Source organism: Maribacter sp. UH1 (genome assembly GCF_056839145.1).
Map to the genome: position 1 here is coordinate 3,733,803 of NZ_CM166387.1, position 19,943 is coordinate 3,753,745.

Annotated in this window: 13 protein-coding genes; 5 read left to right on the forward strand and 8 right to left on the reverse strand. The window is 31.3% G+C overall.

The features are described from left to right. Positions 1-27: 27 nt before the first annotated feature. From UH1x_RS16160 to UH1x_RS16195, 8 genes are all read right to left on the reverse strand, one after another. Complete coding sequence (locus tag UH1x_RS16160) at positions 28-939, reverse strand: O-antigen ligase family protein (protein ID WP_482622995.1); 912 nt, start codon at positions 937-939, stop codon at positions 28-30. A 236-nt stretch (positions 940-1,175) separates the two neighbouring features. Next, entirely contained in the window at positions 1,176-2,240 is a 1,065-nt protein-coding gene (locus UH1x_RS16165) for a glycosyltransferase family 4 protein (protein WP_482622997.1), read from the reverse strand. Positions 2,241-2,474: 234 nt separating this feature from the next. Continuing rightward, on the reverse strand, positions 2,475-4,427 hold the full coding sequence (locus UH1x_RS16170) for a hypothetical protein (protein WP_482622998.1): 1,953 nt from the start codon (positions 4,425-4,427) through the stop codon (positions 2,475-2,477). A gap of 677 nt (positions 4,428-5,104) precedes the next feature. Next, a complete protein-coding gene (locus UH1x_RS16175) occupies positions 5,105-6,379 on the reverse strand; it encodes a nucleotide sugar dehydrogenase (RefSeq protein ID WP_482623000.1) in 1,275 nt (424 codons plus the stop codon). Positions 6,380-7,210: 831 nt separating this feature from the next. Continuing rightward, positions 7,211-8,146 carry a hypothetical protein gene (locus UH1x_RS16180; RefSeq protein ID WP_482623001.1) on the reverse strand — a complete coding sequence of 312 codons (936 nt, stop codon included), beginning with the start codon at positions 8,144-8,146 and terminating at the stop codon, positions 7,211-7,213. A gap of 1 nt (position 8,147) precedes the next feature. Beyond that, positions 8,148-9,515 (reverse strand): MBOAT family O-acyltransferase, encoded by a 1,368-nt coding sequence (locus UH1x_RS16185; RefSeq protein ID WP_482623003.1) that lies wholly within the window; start codon positions 9,513-9,515, stop codon positions 8,148-8,150. A gap of 106 nt (positions 9,516-9,621) precedes the next feature. Beyond that, positions 9,622-10,644 carry an NAD-dependent epimerase gene (locus tag UH1x_RS16190; RefSeq protein WP_482623004.1) on the reverse strand — a complete coding sequence of 341 codons (1,023 nt, stop codon included), beginning with the start codon at positions 10,642-10,644 and terminating at the stop codon, positions 9,622-9,624. Then, entirely contained in the window at positions 10,641-12,038 is a 1,398-nt protein-coding gene (locus UH1x_RS16195) for a nucleotide sugar dehydrogenase (protein WP_482623005.1), read from the reverse strand. The genes UH1x_RS16190 and UH1x_RS16195 overlap by 4 nt, the downstream gene beginning before the upstream one ends. Positions 12,039-12,340: 302 nt before the next feature. Here UH1x_RS16195 and UH1x_RS16200 point away from each other — a divergent pair, with 302 nt between their 5' ends. From UH1x_RS16200 to UH1x_RS16220, 5 genes are all read left to right on the forward strand, one after another. Then, positions 12,341-13,327 (forward strand): UDP-glucuronic acid decarboxylase family protein, encoded by a 987-nt coding sequence (locus tag UH1x_RS16200; RefSeq protein WP_482623007.1) that lies wholly within the window; start codon positions 12,341-12,343, stop codon positions 13,325-13,327. Between the two features lie 262 nt (positions 13,328-13,589). After that, positions 13,590-14,717 (forward strand): DegT/DnrJ/EryC1/StrS family aminotransferase, encoded by a 1,128-nt coding sequence (locus tag UH1x_RS16205; RefSeq protein ID WP_482626516.1) that lies wholly within the window; start codon positions 13,590-13,592, stop codon positions 14,715-14,717. Continuing rightward, a complete protein-coding gene (locus UH1x_RS16210) occupies positions 14,714-16,651 on the forward strand; it encodes a polysaccharide biosynthesis protein (protein ID WP_482623008.1) in 1,938 nt (645 codons plus the stop codon). Before UH1x_RS16205 ends, UH1x_RS16210 begins: the two co-directional genes overlap by 4 nt. Before the next feature lie 38 nt (positions 16,652-16,689). Then, positions 16,690-17,466, forward strand: coding sequence for a polysaccharide biosynthesis/export family protein (locus UH1x_RS16215; RefSeq protein WP_482623010.1), 777 nt, complete (start codon positions 16,690-16,692; stop codon positions 17,464-17,466). A gap of 33 nt (positions 17,467-17,499) precedes the next feature. Then, entirely contained in the window at positions 17,500-19,866 is a 2,367-nt protein-coding gene (locus tag UH1x_RS16220) for a GumC family protein (RefSeq protein ID WP_482623012.1), read from the forward strand. The last annotated feature ends 77 nt before the right edge of the window (positions 19,867-19,943 follow it).

Here is a 19,943-nt window from a genome sequence, read left to right on the forward strand (position 1 = left end):
TTCCCTTGTATTCGTATGCTGAAAACTTTAAACGGCATTTGTTTGTAAATTGATTGTTAAATCATTCTCTTGTTTTTCCACTTGAGTATGAATCCAAACTAGTATTAGTAAAGAGTAGTCCGTAGTAAAAAAATTATGGTTGGTCATTAAGAATAGAAATAAGGCTATTAGCATCATTAGAACGTGGGGTATCTCTTGAAAGTGTTTTATACATTTTATGCTTAACCAAATAATATAACATATGAAAATTAAAAGGGTAAAAATACCAGATTCACCCATAATCATTAAATAGGTATTATGTACTCCAACAGGTGGAGCAACACCATTTCCCCCAAAAGCTAGATAGCCATTTCCAAAAAAAGGTTTGTCTTGCAATGCGTCAAAATATCTACTCCATGTATCTAATCTAGAGTCTTTTTGTAACCCTTTGCTACTGCTACTGTCACCGCCACTAATCATTGCGCCTAATTGCTCCAGTCTTACATTTTTATTAGGTAAAAATTCATTATAGATAAGCAAGGAACTCAGTAAAAAGAATCCAATGCCTATCATTTTGGCGTTTTTAATATCTAATTTTATTGAAACTATATTGAGTAGTAACCAAGAAACTATAAAAGTTCTTGAAAAAGTAAGAATACCCAATAGAGTAAATGTTGTTTTACTAATTATTCGTAAAGACTTTTTGAACACAAAGCTTAATGCGAAACCTATGGAACAGATTAGTCCGGCATTGTTCGGGTCAATATAAAATCCACTATATCTTCCATTATCACCTTTTGGGTTTTCAAACAAAAAAGTATTGGCTAATATGGACAAAGCACCTATTAACATAAAAATACCCATTTCATTTGAACTGGTTTTCTTCATTACTTCATATCCGCCCCATATAATTATGAAGTACTTAAAAACAATAATGACAAAAGTTTTGAAATCGGGCATATAGGCTTGATTTGCTAATGAACTTATCAAAAAATAACAGGCACCTACAATTAACATAGGTGTACAGTTACCAGATTTTCCATTTATAATAATAAAAATCAGAATCAGTATATAAGACAAATAGCTTAACGGAGAAGATAAAGAACTTTCAAAATAAAATAAACTAAACCCTGGTAAGTACCATAATATCAAAGCGAGAATACAATACTTAATTACTAAAGAAATATTCATAAGTTTTAATCAATTTGCAAAATTAAATCTTTCCATTGTTGCATTATATTTTCTACACTGTATTTATCTACAGATAATGGTGAGTTTTCGGCTAATTTCTTTCGTAAATTATCATCATTAATTAATTTAAGTATGCCATCTCGCATGAGTTTTTCATTTTGATTCTCTATAAGTAAACCATTTTTGTTATCTGTAATTAAATCTCTCGGTCCAGAAATACAATCATATGCGATACAGCTCATGCCATTTGATAAAGCTTCCATTAAAACCATTGGTAATCCTTCATATTGTGAGCTTAAAATAAATATTTGGGAATTTTGCATAAGTTCTTCAATATTTTCACAAAATCCTGTGAAGATCACTTGCTCTTCAATATTTAAAACTCGTACTATATCCTTTAATTTTAACATACCTTTTTCTCCTGTCCCTGCAATAGTCAATGTCCAATCAGGATTAGATTTAAGTATTGGGTTAATAATATGCAAAAGAGAATCAAAACCTTTTAATTTAAACCTATTTAAAGATCCAGCAATCAAAATATTTTTTTTGCGGTTTTCAAATTTATTTATTTTATTGGGTAGTACAATGGGATTTGCCATTACCGACACTTTTGCACCTAATGATTCATAAAAGGAAACGTCGAAGGAAGTTAATACAGTCGTAAAATCTGCGTATTTATATAAATATTTTCTTATTTTTTTTATTTTAGAACTAACTTCTACTTTGTGATTACTATGCTCACTTATTATTAATTTGATTCCTAAAATCTTTGCTACTACAATTGTAATTAAATTATTTTGAGGAAGAAATGAAATTAAAATATCGGGTCGACTGTTTTTGTTATAAAGGAATGAAAATAAATTAATTAAAGATCTAATTGTATGATTCTTAATTTGACCATGATGTAGTTTGACTCTTTTTACATTTGTATTTAATTTATAAAAATCATTATTATTAAAAGTTATTAATCTTACATCATTTTTTTTTTCGCTAAATGCATTAGCTAAAGTTGTCATAACTCTTTCTGCACCACCACTAGATAATGAGTTAATTAAGAAATCAATTTTCATTTTATAATTTTATTGGAAACATTATAGTAAACTATATTTTTAAATTAAAATTGTGCGATTTTAGCTGTATATCAAATATAAGAGTGTTTTAAAACTTTAGAAATAACCTTGATGAGAATGGTTTTAGTTTTGATTTAAAAGTTAATTAAACTAAGTAAGTGTAAATAAAAAGAGCCACCTAAAAACTTAGGTGGCTCTTTTTAAACAAAGCTGTATCAGAAATATATTCAATATTTAAAGGGTCAAACTATGCAAAAACTCTTCTAAATTGGTATAGCCATCACTATTCTCATCAGAGTTAGCTGTTTTGTTTAAATTTCCGAAATAATTTATTTCCCATTCATCCGCTAATCCATCTTTATCAGTGTCGTAATCATTAGGTCTTTGAGTAGATAATTTGGTTGGCCATCCACCAGGTAATTCATCGGGGTTGCTACCATTCCATATAGACCCAGATTCATTATAGTAGTTCTGAATTAAACGGGTATCTACTGCATCGCGATATATTGAGTTACCATTAGTATCAGATAAGACTAAAGATTCAATATCGCTTATATTGTCATACCAACTATTAATTTTACTGTTAGAGAAATACCTATTTGGTGTGTTATTTATTCTAGTAATAGCTGCCTGATTAAATAAATTTTTAGTTGGTGCATTGATTTTAAAATTATCTTTTGCGTAGAAAGTTCCTTCATCAATTGTATTTGAAGATAAATTTGCTCCTGCTCCTATAACTTCATAATCTGGTTCATTATTTGCATATGCTTTATAAATACTTCCTAATAAATCATAATTAGTACCAAAAGAAACAATGCTACCAGTTTCAAAACCATAGGTGATATTGTTAATCCATTCCGAACTTTCTCCATTATCGCCATACCCATTTAATGGACTTCGTTCTCGAGCAGAAGAAAGATAATTACCATAAAAAGTAAGATTAAAAGCGTTTACACCATATAAAATATTATAACCGCTTATGTTAGTTGCTTCTCCAATAATGTTATGATTGAAACTAATGTTTTCAATTCTACTGTCAGCCACTCCACCTTGCCCACTTATGGAAAATATTTCGTCAGTGGCCCAAGAAAGTGAACAATGGTCAATGATTATATTTGAAATGGTACCACCTCCAAAATTCTTTATTCGGATGCAATCACTTTCTATACCCCCATTATTCATTTGATATTCTCCCATTCTAACAGTTATATAACGAACGATAACATTTGAACTTTGAATGTCTATACCATAATTTTTTATGGAAATACCAGGATTTGGGGCAGTTTGTCCTGCAACGGTTAAATTACCATGTTCTTTTCTAACGATAATGTCACTATAAAGATTTATTTCTCCTCCCACATCAAATACAATAGTTCTAGCGCCTGTTACAGTTTCAATTCCATATCTTAAACTTCCGCTACCAGAATCATTTAAGTTGGTGACATGATATACGTTACCACCCCTACCTCCTGTAGTGTTTTGACCAAAACCTTTTGCACCAGGAAAGGCTAATAGCTCACCCATATTTAAAGTCTCCCTAGAGTTGATGTCTTCAGTTGGAGGGCCAGGTGATACAGTTACAATTGCTTCTTCAACGGTCACCGTTCCGGTTTCTTCATCTACTACTTCTGCAGTATAGGTGAAAGTATCTTCAGTCGTAGATTGCTCTTCCTGTGTATTATCATCCTCTGGTGTTGTTTCCTCTGTTGTTGTTTCCTCTGTTGTTGTTTCCTCTGTTGTTGTTGTTTGCTCTGTTGTTGTTTGCTCTGTTGTTGTTGTTTCCTCTGGAGTTGTTGTTTCCTCTGGAGTTGTTTCCTCTGGAGTTGTTTCCTCTGGAGTTGTTTCCTCTGGAGTTGTTTCCTCTGGAGTTGTTTCTCCAGCTCTATAGGTTAAAGTATTATCATCATTTATTGTGACAATACCGTTTAGTGGAGCAGATGTTTCTATTATTGTAACATTTACATTATCACTTAAATTATCATTGTTCAACACATCCATTAAAATGGTATTTTGACCAGCAGCCATATAAAAACTATCATTGGTAAGAATAGTTAAACTCTGTAAATCATCATTTTCATTAATGACATATTCTGATAAAAGGTCTGCATCCTTACTGCAAGAAAATAGTGTGAATAGTGCAAAAAATGACAGGGTCAATATTGAAGAAAATTTTAGGAACTTTGACATAAGTAGGTACTTTGCTTTTGAATTAAAAAAAATACTATTTGGGTTGCAATAATAATCTAATAATTTAATAGGTCGATGAAATAACCGTTTTTTTCGATGAACTGCATGTTAAGTTTTGGGTACGTGTAAGTCTAACGATGCGAATGATTTTTTATTTGTTAAATATCTTATTAATCGATTAAAGGTGAATGCCTTATAGATTAATTTGATTTTTATTGGCAACGCTTGTATTACGAAGGAAGTCGGTTGATCGGATGTTTTTAATCGACGAAATACACTATTTTACACTTTTTTTCGACCAAATACTATTTTTGTTAACATCTCGATAAGAAATTGGAGAAATTTATTGACCCGTTACATGATTTATTTGACGTTAAAGATCATTGTATTTTAACTGTAATTTTAATTTTAAATAAAAAAGCTTGTATGAAAATGAGATTCCATACAAGCTTTAACTTTTAAATTTGGTGTAGATTTATAATCTATCAATTACATCTTTCTTTAAGATACCTCTTAATTCATATAGTTAGTACATCTTCGGGTTTAGTAAACTTTATATTTTCATTTCCAAAGAACTAATTGTGCCAATTTTATTATTAAATGTTTCGTTATCTAAACCTCTGTAAAAGATTTTGATTTAATTTTATTAAAGATGCTAGGATTATAAATATTGTATATTACAATCTTCCATGTGTCTTTCCGGGCAGAACTCCTTTTATATCATATATGACACCATTATCTTTAATTAAATCTTGTACATTAATATTAATATATTCTTTATGGGCAACCGCAAGTATGACAACATCATATAGACCGGAAGGCAGTTTTTGAGTAGTTGTTAGTCCATATTCTTGTTGAACTTCCTCGGGCTCTGCCCATGGGTCATAAATAGTAGTTTTTACTCTATAATCTTGAAGACTTCTAATCATGTCTACAACTTTTGTATTCCTTATGTCAGGGCAGTCTTCCTTAAAAGTTATTCCCATAATCAATACTTTAGAATCCTTTACTGCCAAATCATGTTTCAACATTAATTTAATGATTTGTAAACTTAAATATTCTCCCATGCCATCATTAATACGCCTGCTTGCTAATATTAAATCTGGATTATATCCATTTTCTTGAGCTTTTTGAGCTAAATAGTAAGGGTCTACACCAATACAGTGACCACCTACTAACCCTGGTTTAAAAGGAAGGAAATTCCATTTCGTTCCCGCTGCTTTAAGAACGTCATTAGTGTCTATATCCAATAAATGAAATATTTTAGCTAATTCATTCACAAAAGCAATATTAATATCCCTTTGAGTATTTTCAATAACTTTTGAAGCTTCGGCTACTTTTATAGTGGGTGCTAAATGTGTTCCAGCTGTAATTACAGAATTATAAAGTTCATCAACTTTTTTAGCAATCTCTGGAGTGGAGCCAGATGTGACTTTTAGTATTTTCTCAACAGTGTGAAGTTTGTCTCCAGGATTAATTCTTTCTGGTGAGTATCCTGCATAGAAATCTTTGTTAAAAACCAGCCCACTAGTTTTTTCTAATACAGGAATGCATATTTCTTCAGTTGCTCCAGGGTAAACAGTGGATTCGTATATTACAATATCTCCTTTTTTAAGTATTTCACCAACGGTCTTACTTGCATTAATTAAAGGAGTAAAAACAGGTCTTTTGGTATCGTCCACAGGTGTTGGAACTGTAATGATATAATAATTACAGTTCTTTAATTCGTTAATGTTCGCTGTGCAATAAAGACCAGAACCTTTAATATCTGATTTTTTCTTTAATATTTTTTCAAGACCCATGCTTGTAAGTTCTAAAGTGGTGTCTTTTCCACTTTTAATTTCTTCTACCCTGCGTTCATTAATGTCAAATCCTATAACATCATATTTGTTGGCAAAAAGTGCCGCCAGTGGTAAACCAACATAACCTAAACCTATAATTCCAATTTTCATATAAAAAATTTATAGTGTGAAATTAATAATATTTAATTCAACTAGTGGAATTTTTGTCGCGGAGTTTGTTTTAGTTTTGTTATTTTTTATTTCGAGGTATAAGAATTTCAATTTCTAATTTTTAATCTTTTAAAAGGGTTATTAATAATTGATGGTAAATTATGTATTATGAGCCTAAGAGTTATTTAAATCACAGTCTTGTATAGGTGACATTATTAATTTGGATTCTTTATATTTTTTAAATTGAAGCACTTCTAACCTCTAAGTTGATTGTAAAACAATGTTAAAATAATGTAGATTCATAGTTCTTTATTTCTAAAATTTGAGTGGATAAATCTGTTTTTATGCTTTTATCAAATTAATAATGGTAGAGTAGGGGAATGGATTGCTAATATTTGTTTCAACTTTGAGCATATTTGTAGGATGTATATAAGTAGATGAATATTTTAGCAAAATCGTTTAAAATTTGTAACATGCCTTACTGCTTAAATATTTGAAGCTCTGATAAATTGGCATAATTTTTAATATAAGAAGGGAATAGATATTTGGACCAATATTATTGTGGGTTACTTTATTATTGAATTTCTAGTATAATTTTTCATTTCATTCCAGATAATTTGCTAACAAAAAAAAATCCGTTTTCTCATTGTGCAAATCACTATAATTAAAGTTTGTTATAAAGTATAACATTAGTTGGATTTAATATACCCAACGCCTTTAATAACAATGCACAAATTGGAATTGTGATTAAAAAAAATATTAATTTGGTTAAATAAGCATTAGTATTTTAGAAGTTTTAGCACTAATAGAAGTCTCTTTTTGAAAAAAAAGTTAATTTAATTGCTTCAATTTGGATTTTATTGAATCTGTAAATATTTCAGCCCCAGTGTTTGACAAGTGAGAATTATCTCGCCAATAATCTAAAGAATTATTATCGTTGAAAAAAGAAGTCATATTCCAATATTCAATATTTTTTTGTTTTAGTATTTTACCTAAAATATCATCGTCGTTTTTACAATCGTCTTGATATATAGGGGCGGTGAAAAGAATTAATTTTTTGTTATTTTCTTTACAAAACAAAGAGATTTCATCTAAATATCTTTCGTAAATAGAGTTAAGTTTAGGTTCATTTAAACAGGGTTCATTTATCTTGTTTTCAAGTACTGTTTTGAAAATACGCTTTTGTTCATCGGTAATATAAAGTGGATCATAGCCAGAATATGTATTAATATCATAATTAGGAAAAAAATAATTTTTGAATAAACCCATTACTGTGCCGTTAAAGTTTAGTGACCAAAATATTTGATTCATGATTTTATTCTTGCCTAAGGCATTATATTCTTCCTTTATAATATTATTTTGATGGTATAGTTTAGATAAGCCTGCAATGTCATTACCTTTATAATTGCTATTTAATGAATATTTAGGTGAAATGTGTAATAAAATAATTTGTGCTTTGTTTGTTGGTAGTGTTTTTAATAAAGTTGCAGAAAAAGCAATTTTAGTGCCATCGAGCCCCATATTAAAAGAATTCTTAGAAATTTTGATATTGTCAATATGGTGATTAGCTCTTGAACTCCCAAGAACTATAAAATCTAAATTATCTTTTTCTCTTAAAAATTGATTTACTTTACCGCCACTAGATCCAGTATATACATTTTTATTAAGAGTTTCTAGACCAAAATAGACTACTTTATCTAGAGTATACACTACCGAAACTACTAAAAAAATTAGTTTGATAATATATAGGAGGCTATGTTTGTTCATATTAAAATTGAAAATAAATAAAGTTGTTAGATGTTGAGTAGAACAAGTTAGTTAGTACAATTAATATACTACAAATTATAGCAATTTTTAAAGGGGCAAAATTCTTTCCGAAATTTTCTAGAGCTACTTCTTTTTTAAATAGGTAATAGTCAAAAGCAATACCTAATGTTAGTACAAATAAAGAATTGACCATTATGTTGATATCACCAATAAATGGAATGCTACCTTTGAAAATTAAAATTTTCTTTATGGCAATAATTGCGGTTTCAAACGTAGTTGCTCTGAAAAACACCCATGATATTAGTACAATGAAGAATGTAAGTGGATAGCCTAAAAAAGCGAATCTACTCAAAAAATTAAATCGTGAATTTGATTTTATATACTTTTCAATGCTTAAAACTAAACCATGTATACCTCCCCAAATAATAAAATTCCAAGAACTACCATGCCATAATCCTCCAAGTAACATAGTAATCATTAAATTACGATAGGTGATTTTTATACCTTTTCTATTTCCGCCAAGAGAAATATACAAATAATCTCTTAACCAAAATGACAATGAAATATGCCATTTTCGCCAGAATTCTGTTAAGGACTTTGAAAAATAGGGTAAGTTAAAATTTTGATGAAACCTAAACCCCATAACTTTTGCTGTACCTATCGCAATATCTGAATAGCCGGCAAAATCAAAATAAATTTGAAAAGCATAGAAAAAAGTGGCCAAAAATAGTGTACTCGAATTATATAGGCTTGGGTCTGCATATATAGTGTCAACATAGGTTGCAAGCGTATCGGCTATAACTATTTTTCTAAATAAACCTATAAAGATTTGTAAAATACCCTCATTAAACCATTCTTTATTAAATGTTCTTTTCTTTTCAATCTGAGGTAAAAGATTAGATGCCCGTTCAATGGGACCGGCTACTAATTGTGGAAAGAATGCTATATAAGTGAAGAATGAGAGAACACTAGTTGTTGGTTTAAAACTACCTCTATAAATATCAATGGTGTAGCTTAATGTTTGAAATGTGTAAAAACTTATGCCAACAGGTAAAATAATATTTAACGTTAAGTCATTAGGTTGCCAGCCAAAAGATGAAACTGCTTGAGTAAAAGATTCGGCAAAGAAGTTATAATATTTGAAAATAGATAGAAAACCTAAATTGGCTACCAAACTGACCATTAGCCAAAACTTTCGTTGCTTTTCTGTAATGGCTTTATGTATTGATAAACCAGCAACATAGTCAATAACAGAACTTATAATAATTAATGAGAGAAAGCGCCAATCCCACCAGGCATAAAAAATATAACTAGCTCCTAAAAGTAGTAGATTCTGTAATGTTAATCTATCGCTTAAAAACCAATACAAAATAAATACTATTGGAAAAAAAAATAGAAACTCGATGGAATTGAAGAGCATGTTCTCTTAAAAATTAAAATCATCTTTTATAAAGATGAATATTAAATAGTAGAATTTACAAGTAATAATCTTTATACCAGCTTACAAATCTGTTAACACCTTCTTTTATTGGTGTATTAGGTTTGTAGTCATAATCTGCAATTAAATCATCTACATTGGCCCATGTCTTTACAACATCACCAGGTTGCATGGGGTACATGTCTTTTTTGGCTTCGGTATTTAAACTTTCTTCTATGGCAGTAATAAAATCCATTAATTTGACGGACTTACTATTTCCAATGTTATAAATTTTAAATAAATCCTCTTTCTCTGTTTGTTCTGTGACTGGTTTTTGAATAATCCTTACCACACCTTCAGTAATATCATCTATATAAGTGAAATCGCGTTCTAGCTGCCCGTTGTTAAATACTTTAATAGGTTTGTCGTTGGCTACGGCATCGGTAAATAGGAACATGGCCATATCTGGTCTTCCCCATGGTCCATAAACAGTAAAGAATCGTAATCCTGTAGTTTTAAAACCGTATAAATGCGCATACGTATGCGCCATTAATTCATTGCTCTTTTTTGTGGCTGCATATAAACTGATAGGGTGGTCTACATTGTCACTGGTTTCAAAAGGTATTTTTTCATTTAAACCATAAACACTTGAGCTACTTGCGTAGATCAAGTGTTTAATTTTATAATGACGACAACATTCTAAAATATTTAAAAAACCAACTACGTTACTGTCAACATAAGCCTCTGGGTTTTCTAAACTATAGCGTACACCTGCTTGTGCGGCTAGGTTACAAACCTTGTCGAATGCTTGTTCTTTAAATAGCAAAGGTAAATGTTCGCGATCCTCTAAATTTAAACGGATAAATGAGAATTGTGACTTACTTTCACTAGTAGCAATTTTATTAAAAACTTCTGCATTGCTTTTGCTAATACCTAATTCTTTTAGTCTGTCGTACTTTAAATTTACATCATAGTAATCGTTGATGTTATCTAAACCAACAACGGTATGCCCTTTTTCTAGAAGAGATTTAGCAACAAAAAATCCTATGAATCCGGCAGCACCGGTAACTAGAATTTTCATGATTGTCCTATTTTATAATAATTAAAACCTATTGAATGCATTGTTTCATTGTCTAATAAACGTCTTCCGTCAAAGACAAATGCAGGTTTTAACATTTGGTCATAAACGGTATTCCAATCATAGGTTTTAAACTCGTCCCATTCCGTTAAAATAGCAACGGCATGTGCTTCTTTCGTAGCATTCATTGGGTCATTACTAACTTTTAAAAGTCTTCTGTTTTCTTCTGGAGAGCGAGTACCTAAATAATCTAAATCGGCATAAATTCTTTCTGCAGTAACCTTAGGGTCATATACCGTGATTTCTGCATTTTCATCCAATAAAGCATCCGCAACAGCAATTGCAGGAGATTCCCTTGTATCGTTGGTATCCTTTTTAAATGCCCAACCGTAAATAACAATTTTCTTACCTGAAATAGTATTGTATAATGAAGATATGATATGTTCTGCGAAACGACTTTTTTGATAATCATTAGCAATAATTACCTGTTCCCAGTAATCAGCAACTTCCGTAAGGCCGTATGAGCGTGCAATATATACTAAGTTTAAAATATCTTTTTGAAAACAAGAACCGCCAAAACCTACCGATGCATTTAAGAATTTTGGTCCAATACGGCTGTCATAACCAATAGCTCTAGAAATTTCTTGAATATTGGCATCTGTTTTTTCACATAATGCAGAGATAGTATTAATAGAAGATACTCTTTGTGCTAAAAATGCATTTGCAACTAATTTTGATAATTCTGAAGACCAAACGTTAGTTTGTAATACTCGTTCTTTAGGTAACCATTGTTCGTATATTGAACTTAAAGTGTCTTTAGCTTCTTGGCCAGAAGGGGTGTCATCACCACCAATTAAGACCCTGTCGGCATTTAAAAGATCATCTATAGCCGTACCTTCCGCTAAAAACTCAGGATTAGATAATATTTCAAAATTTACTTTATTTCCAGTATGCTGTAATATACTTTTTATTGCGCTAGCTGTACGTACCGGTAAGGTTGATTTTTCGACTACAATTTTGTCATCTTTGGCTACTTTAGCTATGTTTCTTGCACAAAGTTCTACAAACTTTAAATCTGCAGCTTGACCTTTTCCTTTACCATAGGTTTTGGTAGGAGTGTTTACAGATATAAAAATAATTTGGGCTTCATCAATTGCTTTGTCAACTTCCGTTGAAAAAAATAGATTTTTGTTTCTTGCCTTGCCAACAATTTCCTTTAAGCCAGGCTCATATATTGGAAGATTGTCTAGGTTGTCATCATTCCAGCTATCAATTCTTTCCTGATTGATGTCTACAACGGTCACTTTAATTTCTGGGCATTGACTTGCAATAACTGACATGGTTGGGCCACCTACGTAACCAGCTCCAATACAGCATATATTTGTAATTTTTTTCATATTTTTAAATTGATGCTTTTGCAAAATTTGCAAAGATAAATGATTAAGTATTATTTAGTCGTTTAAGAGTTAATTTAATAGTTTTTATGTTTTTTTTACTTTGAATAATAATAAGATAATATTTAAACAGTTAATCATGTATATGATTCAAGAAAAATTAAAATCGTCCATATGATGAACTACATTTTTGATAGTTTAGTATGATTTCATCCTATAATTTTGAATTTGAAAGTAATTTCTGTAATCATTTTTTGTGCTTACTATCATTGACCTATCTTCGTAATACCTAAAATAACAATATTTTGAAAAAAGTTTTAATTACCGGTGGAGCTGGATTTTTGGGATCACACCTCTGCGACCGTTTTATAAAAGAAGGCTATCATGTAATAGCTATGGATAACCTTATTACTGGTGATATTAGAAATTTGGAGCATTTGTTTCATTTGGAGCAATTTGAATTTTTTCATCATGATGTTACCAAATTTGTTCATATCGCTGGAGATTTAGATTATATTTTACATTTTGCTTCTCCAGCAAGCCCTATAGATTATTTGAAAATTCCTATTCAAACTTTAAAAGTAGGAGCACTAGGAACACATAATCTTTTGGGTTTGGCAAAAGAAAAGAATGCTCGAATTCTAATCGCTTCCACTTCTGAGATTTACGGTGATCCATTGGTACACCCACAAACAGAGGAGTATTACGGTAATGTAAATACTATTGGACCACGTGGAGTATATGATGAAGCGAAACGATTTATGGAATCTATTACCATGGCGTACAATAGATTTCATGGTGTTGAAACAAGAATTGTTAGAATATTTAATACCTATGGACCAAGAATGCGACTAAATGATGGACGTGTTATTCCCGCTTTTATTGGTCAAGCCTTAAGAGGTGAAGATTTGACAGTTTTTGGAAAAGGAGATCAGACAAGATCTTTTTGTTATGTAGATGATGAAGTAGAGGGTATCTATAGATTGCTTTTAAGTGATTATGATCAGCCTGTTAATATTGGAAATCCTCATGAAATTACTATTAAAGACTTTGCAGAAGAAATAATTAAATTAACGGGTACAACGCAAAAAGTTATATTTAAGCCATTACCTCAAGATGATCCTATGCAACGTCAACCAGATATTTCTAAAGCCAAGGAGATTCTAGGTTGGGAACCAAAGGTCCTTAGAGAAGAAGGAATGAGAAAAACATATGAATACTTTAAATCATTACCTTCTGACGATTTATACAAAAGAGATCATAAAGATTTTAGTACTTATAATAAGGTTTAGGTTGTTACGTTATAGTATCTGAAAATGCGGTAAGTAGTCGTTTATTTAAAAATAGTAGTAATTGTATTACTGTTAGTAAATATTAATTTATTTCGTTCATCTGGCTAAAAAAATCGTTCGGCAAAAGGTAAGAATTTACTTTAAAAGTTTTTCTAAAAGTAGTTGAACGATTAATTTTTGGGATTAAACGAATTAAGATATTGCAATTTAAATTTAGGTACAAGTTGACGTACATTTACTCAAATATTAAAAAAATAAAGTGATAGATACAAAGGAAAAAATATGGTTATCCTCTCCTCACATGGGTGGGGCGGAACAGGATTATGTCAATGAGGCCTTTGAAACTAATTGGATTGCACCTTTGGGACCTAATGTAAATGCATTTGAACATGCTATTGCGGACCAATTAGGTAATGATGTGCATGTAGCTGCTTTAAGCTCAGGTACAGCTGCTATTCATTTAGGTCTACAACTTTTAGGGGTGAAACAAGGTGACGAGGTACTTTGTCAAAGTTTTACTTTTTCTGCTTCCGCAAACCCTATAATGTACCTTGGGGCTTCTCCGGTTTTTGTAGATAGTGAAGTAGATACCTGGAATATGTCTCCAATTCTTTTAAGACAAGCAATTGAAAATAGACTTTTAGAGAAAGGATTGCCAAAAGCGATTATCGCAGTGCATTTGTATGGTATGCCTTATAGGGTGGATGAAATTCATGCCATCGCTAAAGAGTACGGTATTCCGGTATTGGAAGATAGTGCAGAAGCTTTAGGTAGTACATATATGGATAAACCCTGTGGAGCTTTTGGAGATATAGGTGTTCTTTCCTTTAATGGCAACAAAATTATTACAACTTCTGGGGGTGGTGCCTTAACCGCTAAAAGCAAGTCCCATACAGATAAAGCCATATTTTTAGCCACACAAGCTAGGGATGATGCACCGCATTATCAACATTCTAATGTTGGTTATAATTACCGTATGAGCAATGTTTTAGCAGGTATTGGCCGTGGTCAAATGCAAGTGTTGCAAAATAGAGTTGACTCTAGAAGGAGTAACTTTGCATATTATAAAAATGAATTGGCTTCTTTAAAAGAAATTGAGTTTATAGATGAAGCAGAAGGTTTTTATTCAAATAGATGGTTAAGTTGTGTGCTTACACCTTCATTTGATACAAGAGAACGAATTAGACTGGCTTTGTTAGAAGAAAATATAGAATCTAGACCATTGTGGAAGCCACTACATATGCAGCCTATATTTAATGGATACAAAAAATTTGTTAACGGCACTTCCGAAGATTTATTTAATAGGGGATTGTGTTTACCAAGTGGTAGTAACCTAAGTTCTGAAGATTTGAAACGTGTTTCGGATTGTATTAAAAAAGTACTGTTATGATATTAAGATTTTTAAACTATACTTCTCAACGATATGCCTCTAAATGGCTGGTTTTATTTATAGACCTGCTTACAGTTGGTTTTTCGTTTGTTTTGTCTTACTTGATTAGATTTAATTTGACCTTTAATTTTGATGTTCAAAATTTAGTTGTACAATTACCTTTGGTTATTCTTACGGCGTTAGTATCTTTTGTTATAGTTGGTTCTTACAATGGAGTTGTTCGCCATACGGGCGTTAGAGATGTTTATAATATTTTTAATGCAGTTTGTTTATCTAGTATCATTTTAATATTCATAGTAATAGGGAATAGGGAAGTAGGTTTTATAAATAGTTTTACGGTACCGTTGTCCATTATTATTATTAACAGTTTAATCACGTTTGTGGTGTTAACTGCCTCAAGGTTTGCTTTTAAATCATTGTATAATAGAATTAATGGAAGCCTAAAAGTAAATAAGCATGTTTTAATTTATGGGGCGGGGGAGTCAGGTGTACTTACCCGTAGCGCTATTACCAACCATTCTAAAAGTAGGTATAAGGTAGTAGGGTTTATTGATAGGGATGTTAAAAAAATAGGTAAAAATATTAATGGGGTTCCTGTTTTCGCTAGAAAATCATTGACGGAGGCTTTTATTGTAAAAAATAATATTTCAGAAATTATATTTTCCATACAGAATATAGATTCTGCTAAATTGCGTAAAACCGTTGAAGGGCTTGTAGACTTACCTATAATAGTTAAAATTGTACCACCAATTGAAGATTGGATTAATGGAGAACTAAAAGTGTCTCAAATTAAACAAGTTCAAATAGAAGATTTATTAGATAGGGCGCCAATCACCATAAAAAATAGTAAAATTGCCATGGAATTGATGAATAAGTCAATTATGGTTACTGGTGGTGCAGGATCTATTGGTAGTGAAATTGTTCGTCAAATTTGTAATTATTCCTACAAGTCGCTGATTGTTCTTGATTCAGCTGAATCTGCTCTTTATGATTTGCAACAGGAATTAAAACAAAACGGCTTTCATAATTTTATTCCTATTGTTACGGATATTAGGGATAAGAATAGAATGAACGCATTGTTTAGTGAACATAAGCCAAATGTAGTTTTTCATGCTGCGGCATATAAGCATGTGCCATTGATGGAGTACAATTCTTATGAAGCTATTAAAATTAATATTGGTGGAACAAAAAATGTAGCAGACTTATCTGTTATACATGGTGTGGAGAAATTTGTCTTTGTATCTACTGATAAAGCTGTAAACCCTACCAATGTTATGGGTGCAACTAAGCGAATTGCAGAAATGTATATTAGCTGTATGCAAAAAGAAAACAAAACTAAATTTATTACGACTCGTTTTGGTAATGTATTAGGTTCCAATGGATCGGTTATTCCTTTGTTTAGAAAGCAAATTGAAAAAGGAGGTCCTTTAACATTAACGCACAAAGATATAACGCGTTATTTTATGACCATACCAGAAGCTTCACAATTGGTTTTAGAAGCTGGCGCCATGGGTGATGGAGGGGAAATATTTATTTTTGACATGGGAGAATCTGTAAAAATATTTGACTTGGCCAAGAATATGATAAAGCTATCAGGTTTAAGATATCCAGAGGATATTGATATTAAAATCACTGGATTACGTCCAGGAGAGAAGCTGTATGAAGAACTTTTGGCAAATGGTGAAAATACCTTGCCTACATATCATCAAAAAATAAAAATTAGTAAAGTTCGAGATGTAGAATATGCTAAAGTGAGGTCCAAAATTGATGAGTTATGTATTACCAATATGTTTTTTAGTGGTAATACGGTTAAGTTGATGAAGGAGATTGTACCCGAATATGTTTCTAAAAATTCAGATTTTTGTGAGCTTGATAAATCTGGTAAACCTACAGATGGTCAAAATATAGCTCCGCTCAAAATAGTTCAACCTTAATTATCATAACACTAACCATTACAAATATTTTAAGAAGAATGAATTCATTGAAAACAAGAATTAAAAATTGCTTATTAATACTAAGCGCAGGTTTATTTATAGCTTCATGTGCCTCTAAAAAAGATGTTGTTTATTTTCAAGATGCGCAAGAATATGAGACTATCGTTAGTGATAATTCTCATGTAAATACCTTTAAAATTGATGATGTAATATCTATAAACGTTTCCACTTTAGATTCTGAAGCCAGTTTACCATTTAATGTTTTTAAAGGGGTGATGACCAATGGCTCTAGACCTGAGCAATTAGACTATATAATAGACAAACAGGGTAATATTGATTTTCCAGTTCTTGGAGAAATAAAGTTGGTGGGACTTACCCCGGAGGAAACTAAAAATCTGCTAAAAGAAAAATTAGAGCCATACTTGAAAGATCCTATTATTAATATAAGACTTGTTAATTTCTCGGTAACTGTTTTGGGTCAGGTTAATACTCCTGGAACTTATTTCGTTAATGGAGAGCAAATTACCGTGTTAGAAGCTATTGGTTTAGCAAATGACCTTAACATAAAAGGTATGCGGAATAACGTATTAGTTATTAGAGATTTTAATGGAACAAAGGTGTATACGCGTATAGATTTAACTAGTAAGGAAGCATTAAGTTCTCCTGTTTATTATTTAACGCAAAATGATGTGGTTTACGTGGAACCTAATAATTCTGCAATTAAGACTTCATCTTTAGATAATAGAGCTGGGCTAGCAGTATCCATAGCGTCTCTTCTAATAACTACTACAATTTTACTTCTTAATAATAATTAACAAGATTGTCCTATCCCAATTCAAAATCATTCTATGAGTTTTTCAGAAAAAAAAGAGGATATTAAAAATGTTATATCGACCTACGCAAAACATTGGAAATGGTTTGTTTTATGTGGTTTTATGGCATTGGCATTGGCTTATGTAAATATTAGATATACAACTCCAGAGTATGCTGTAATATCACAAATACAAATTGTTCAAGAAAAAAATACAGGAAATGAGATGAGTATTTTTCAAGATCTTGGAGTTTTTGGTGGTTCCTCTAAACAGGTAGAAGATGAAATTGAGATATTGGCATCTAGATCTAATTTTATAGAAGTTGTTAAGGAACTGGGGGCTAATGTAAAGATTATGGCCTTAGGGAATATTATAAACTCTGAAGTTTATTCTAACCCTCCTGTAAAAGTAAATTTTATTGCTGCAGATTCTACTGTTAATAATGCTAATTATAGTTTTTTTATAGAGTTTTCTTCTGGTAATACTTTTGGTTTTACTGAGAATGAAAATGTGCCGTCTAAAATTTATTCTTACGGTAATGGTATTTCTACACCAATTGGAGATATGGTGATTACACCTAATGTAAAAGATCCAAAAAGTTTAATAGGAAAAAGATTTCAAGTTTCTTTAAGTCCTGTTGAAAGAGTGGCAAGAACTTTTAAGTCTGCTGTTAAAATATCTGTAAGCGCTGAATTTTCTAATATTCTAGATGTGTCAATGACAAGTGCTATTCCTAAAAAAGCAAAAGACATTATAGACAAGTTAATTGAGATATATAATAGAAATGCAATCGATGAAAAAAAACGTATTGCTGATACAACTTCTGATTTCATTAACAACCGTATTCAATTAATATCTGGTACTTTAACTAATGTAGATAAAGATGCTCAAGAATTATTGACTGAAAAGGGTATGACCGGTTCTGGTATTGAAGTAGGTGCTGCTGTTCAAGTAAGTGCAAGTAGCCGTTCTAATTTAGAGAATGCAAAAGTGCAGCTGCAAATGGTAAGTGGATTAAAAGACTATGTAAGCGGTGAAACTGGTTATGATGAAATGCCTGTTGTTGATGTGGGAAGTGGAGCTTTAAGTCAGGCTACAGTTCAATATAACGCTTTGGTCGCAGAGCGTAAACGATTATTGAAAAGCTCTAATGAACAAAACCCTATGATTGTTAATCTTGATGAGCAATTAGATGGTATTAAAAGTACAATGCAATCTAGTTTAAATTCATTAGAGCGTAACGTAGGTATGAATGTTAGTACGTTGCAAAGTCAATTAGGTAGAATTCAAGGTACAATATACTCTGCTCCTGAAAATCAACGGGAACTTAGAAATATTACTAGAAAGCAAGAAACTACAGAATCTTTGTATTTATATTTATTACAGAAACGTGAAGAGTCACAAATAGCATTTGCTTCAGCTTCGCCTAAATCCAATGTAATCGATAAAGCTTATGTTTCTAGTCCAACACCGGTAAAACCTAAAAAAGCTATTACATACTTAGCCGCTTTGATGTTAGGATTATTGTTGCCTTTTGGAGTAATTTATGGTAAGGATCAGTTAGATACCAAGATTCAAAATAAGCACAGCTTAGAGAAATTCACTAATGATATTCCTGTTTTGGGTGAGTTACCTAGTCTTTCTAAAAAGGATAGTAAAATTATTATAAATGATGATCGGTCCGTTCTTGCTGAAGCACTACGTATTATACGAGCTAACTTAGATTTTCTCATTAAAACCAAGCATGCAAGTAATAGCGGTAAAAATAATATTATTTATGTAACTTCAAGTACGCCAGGAGAGGGTAAGACTTTTGTCTCATCTAACCTTTCAATGATATTGGCGAGTACAAATAAAAAGGTACTTTTGGTAGGTGCTGATATTAGAAACCCTAAATTATATACCTTCTTTTCGGGTGATTCTGTAGATAAGCTAAAAACGCCATCTAGAAATAAAGACGCTGGTTTAACGGAATACTTGCTAGATGATACTATACGTGTTAGAGATATCATTAGACCTATGTTGGTACATCATAATACTATAGATGTTATTTACTCTGGTAAAATTCCACCAAATCCGGCAGAATTATTAATGAGTTCTAAAATTGAGGATTTGTTAGAAGAAGTGTCTGAAATGTATGATTATGTAATTGTCGATACAGCACCAATGATGGTGGTTAGTGATACTTTATTAATTGCGCCTTATGCAAATCATATTATATATGTGACCAGAGCTGGTGTAACTGATGAATCTGCCGTTAAATTCCCTCTCAACTTACGTGAAGAAGGCAAATTAAAAGGTGTTTCCTTTGTTGTAAATGATGTTAGTTTAGATAGTTTAGGTTACGGCGGTAAATATGGTTACGGTTATAGTAAAAGCGCCAAAAAATGGTGGAAATTCTAAAATTTAGAATCACTAAAAAATAAAAAAGACACGATGATTATTATGATTATCGTGTCTTTTTTATTTATTCAGAATTA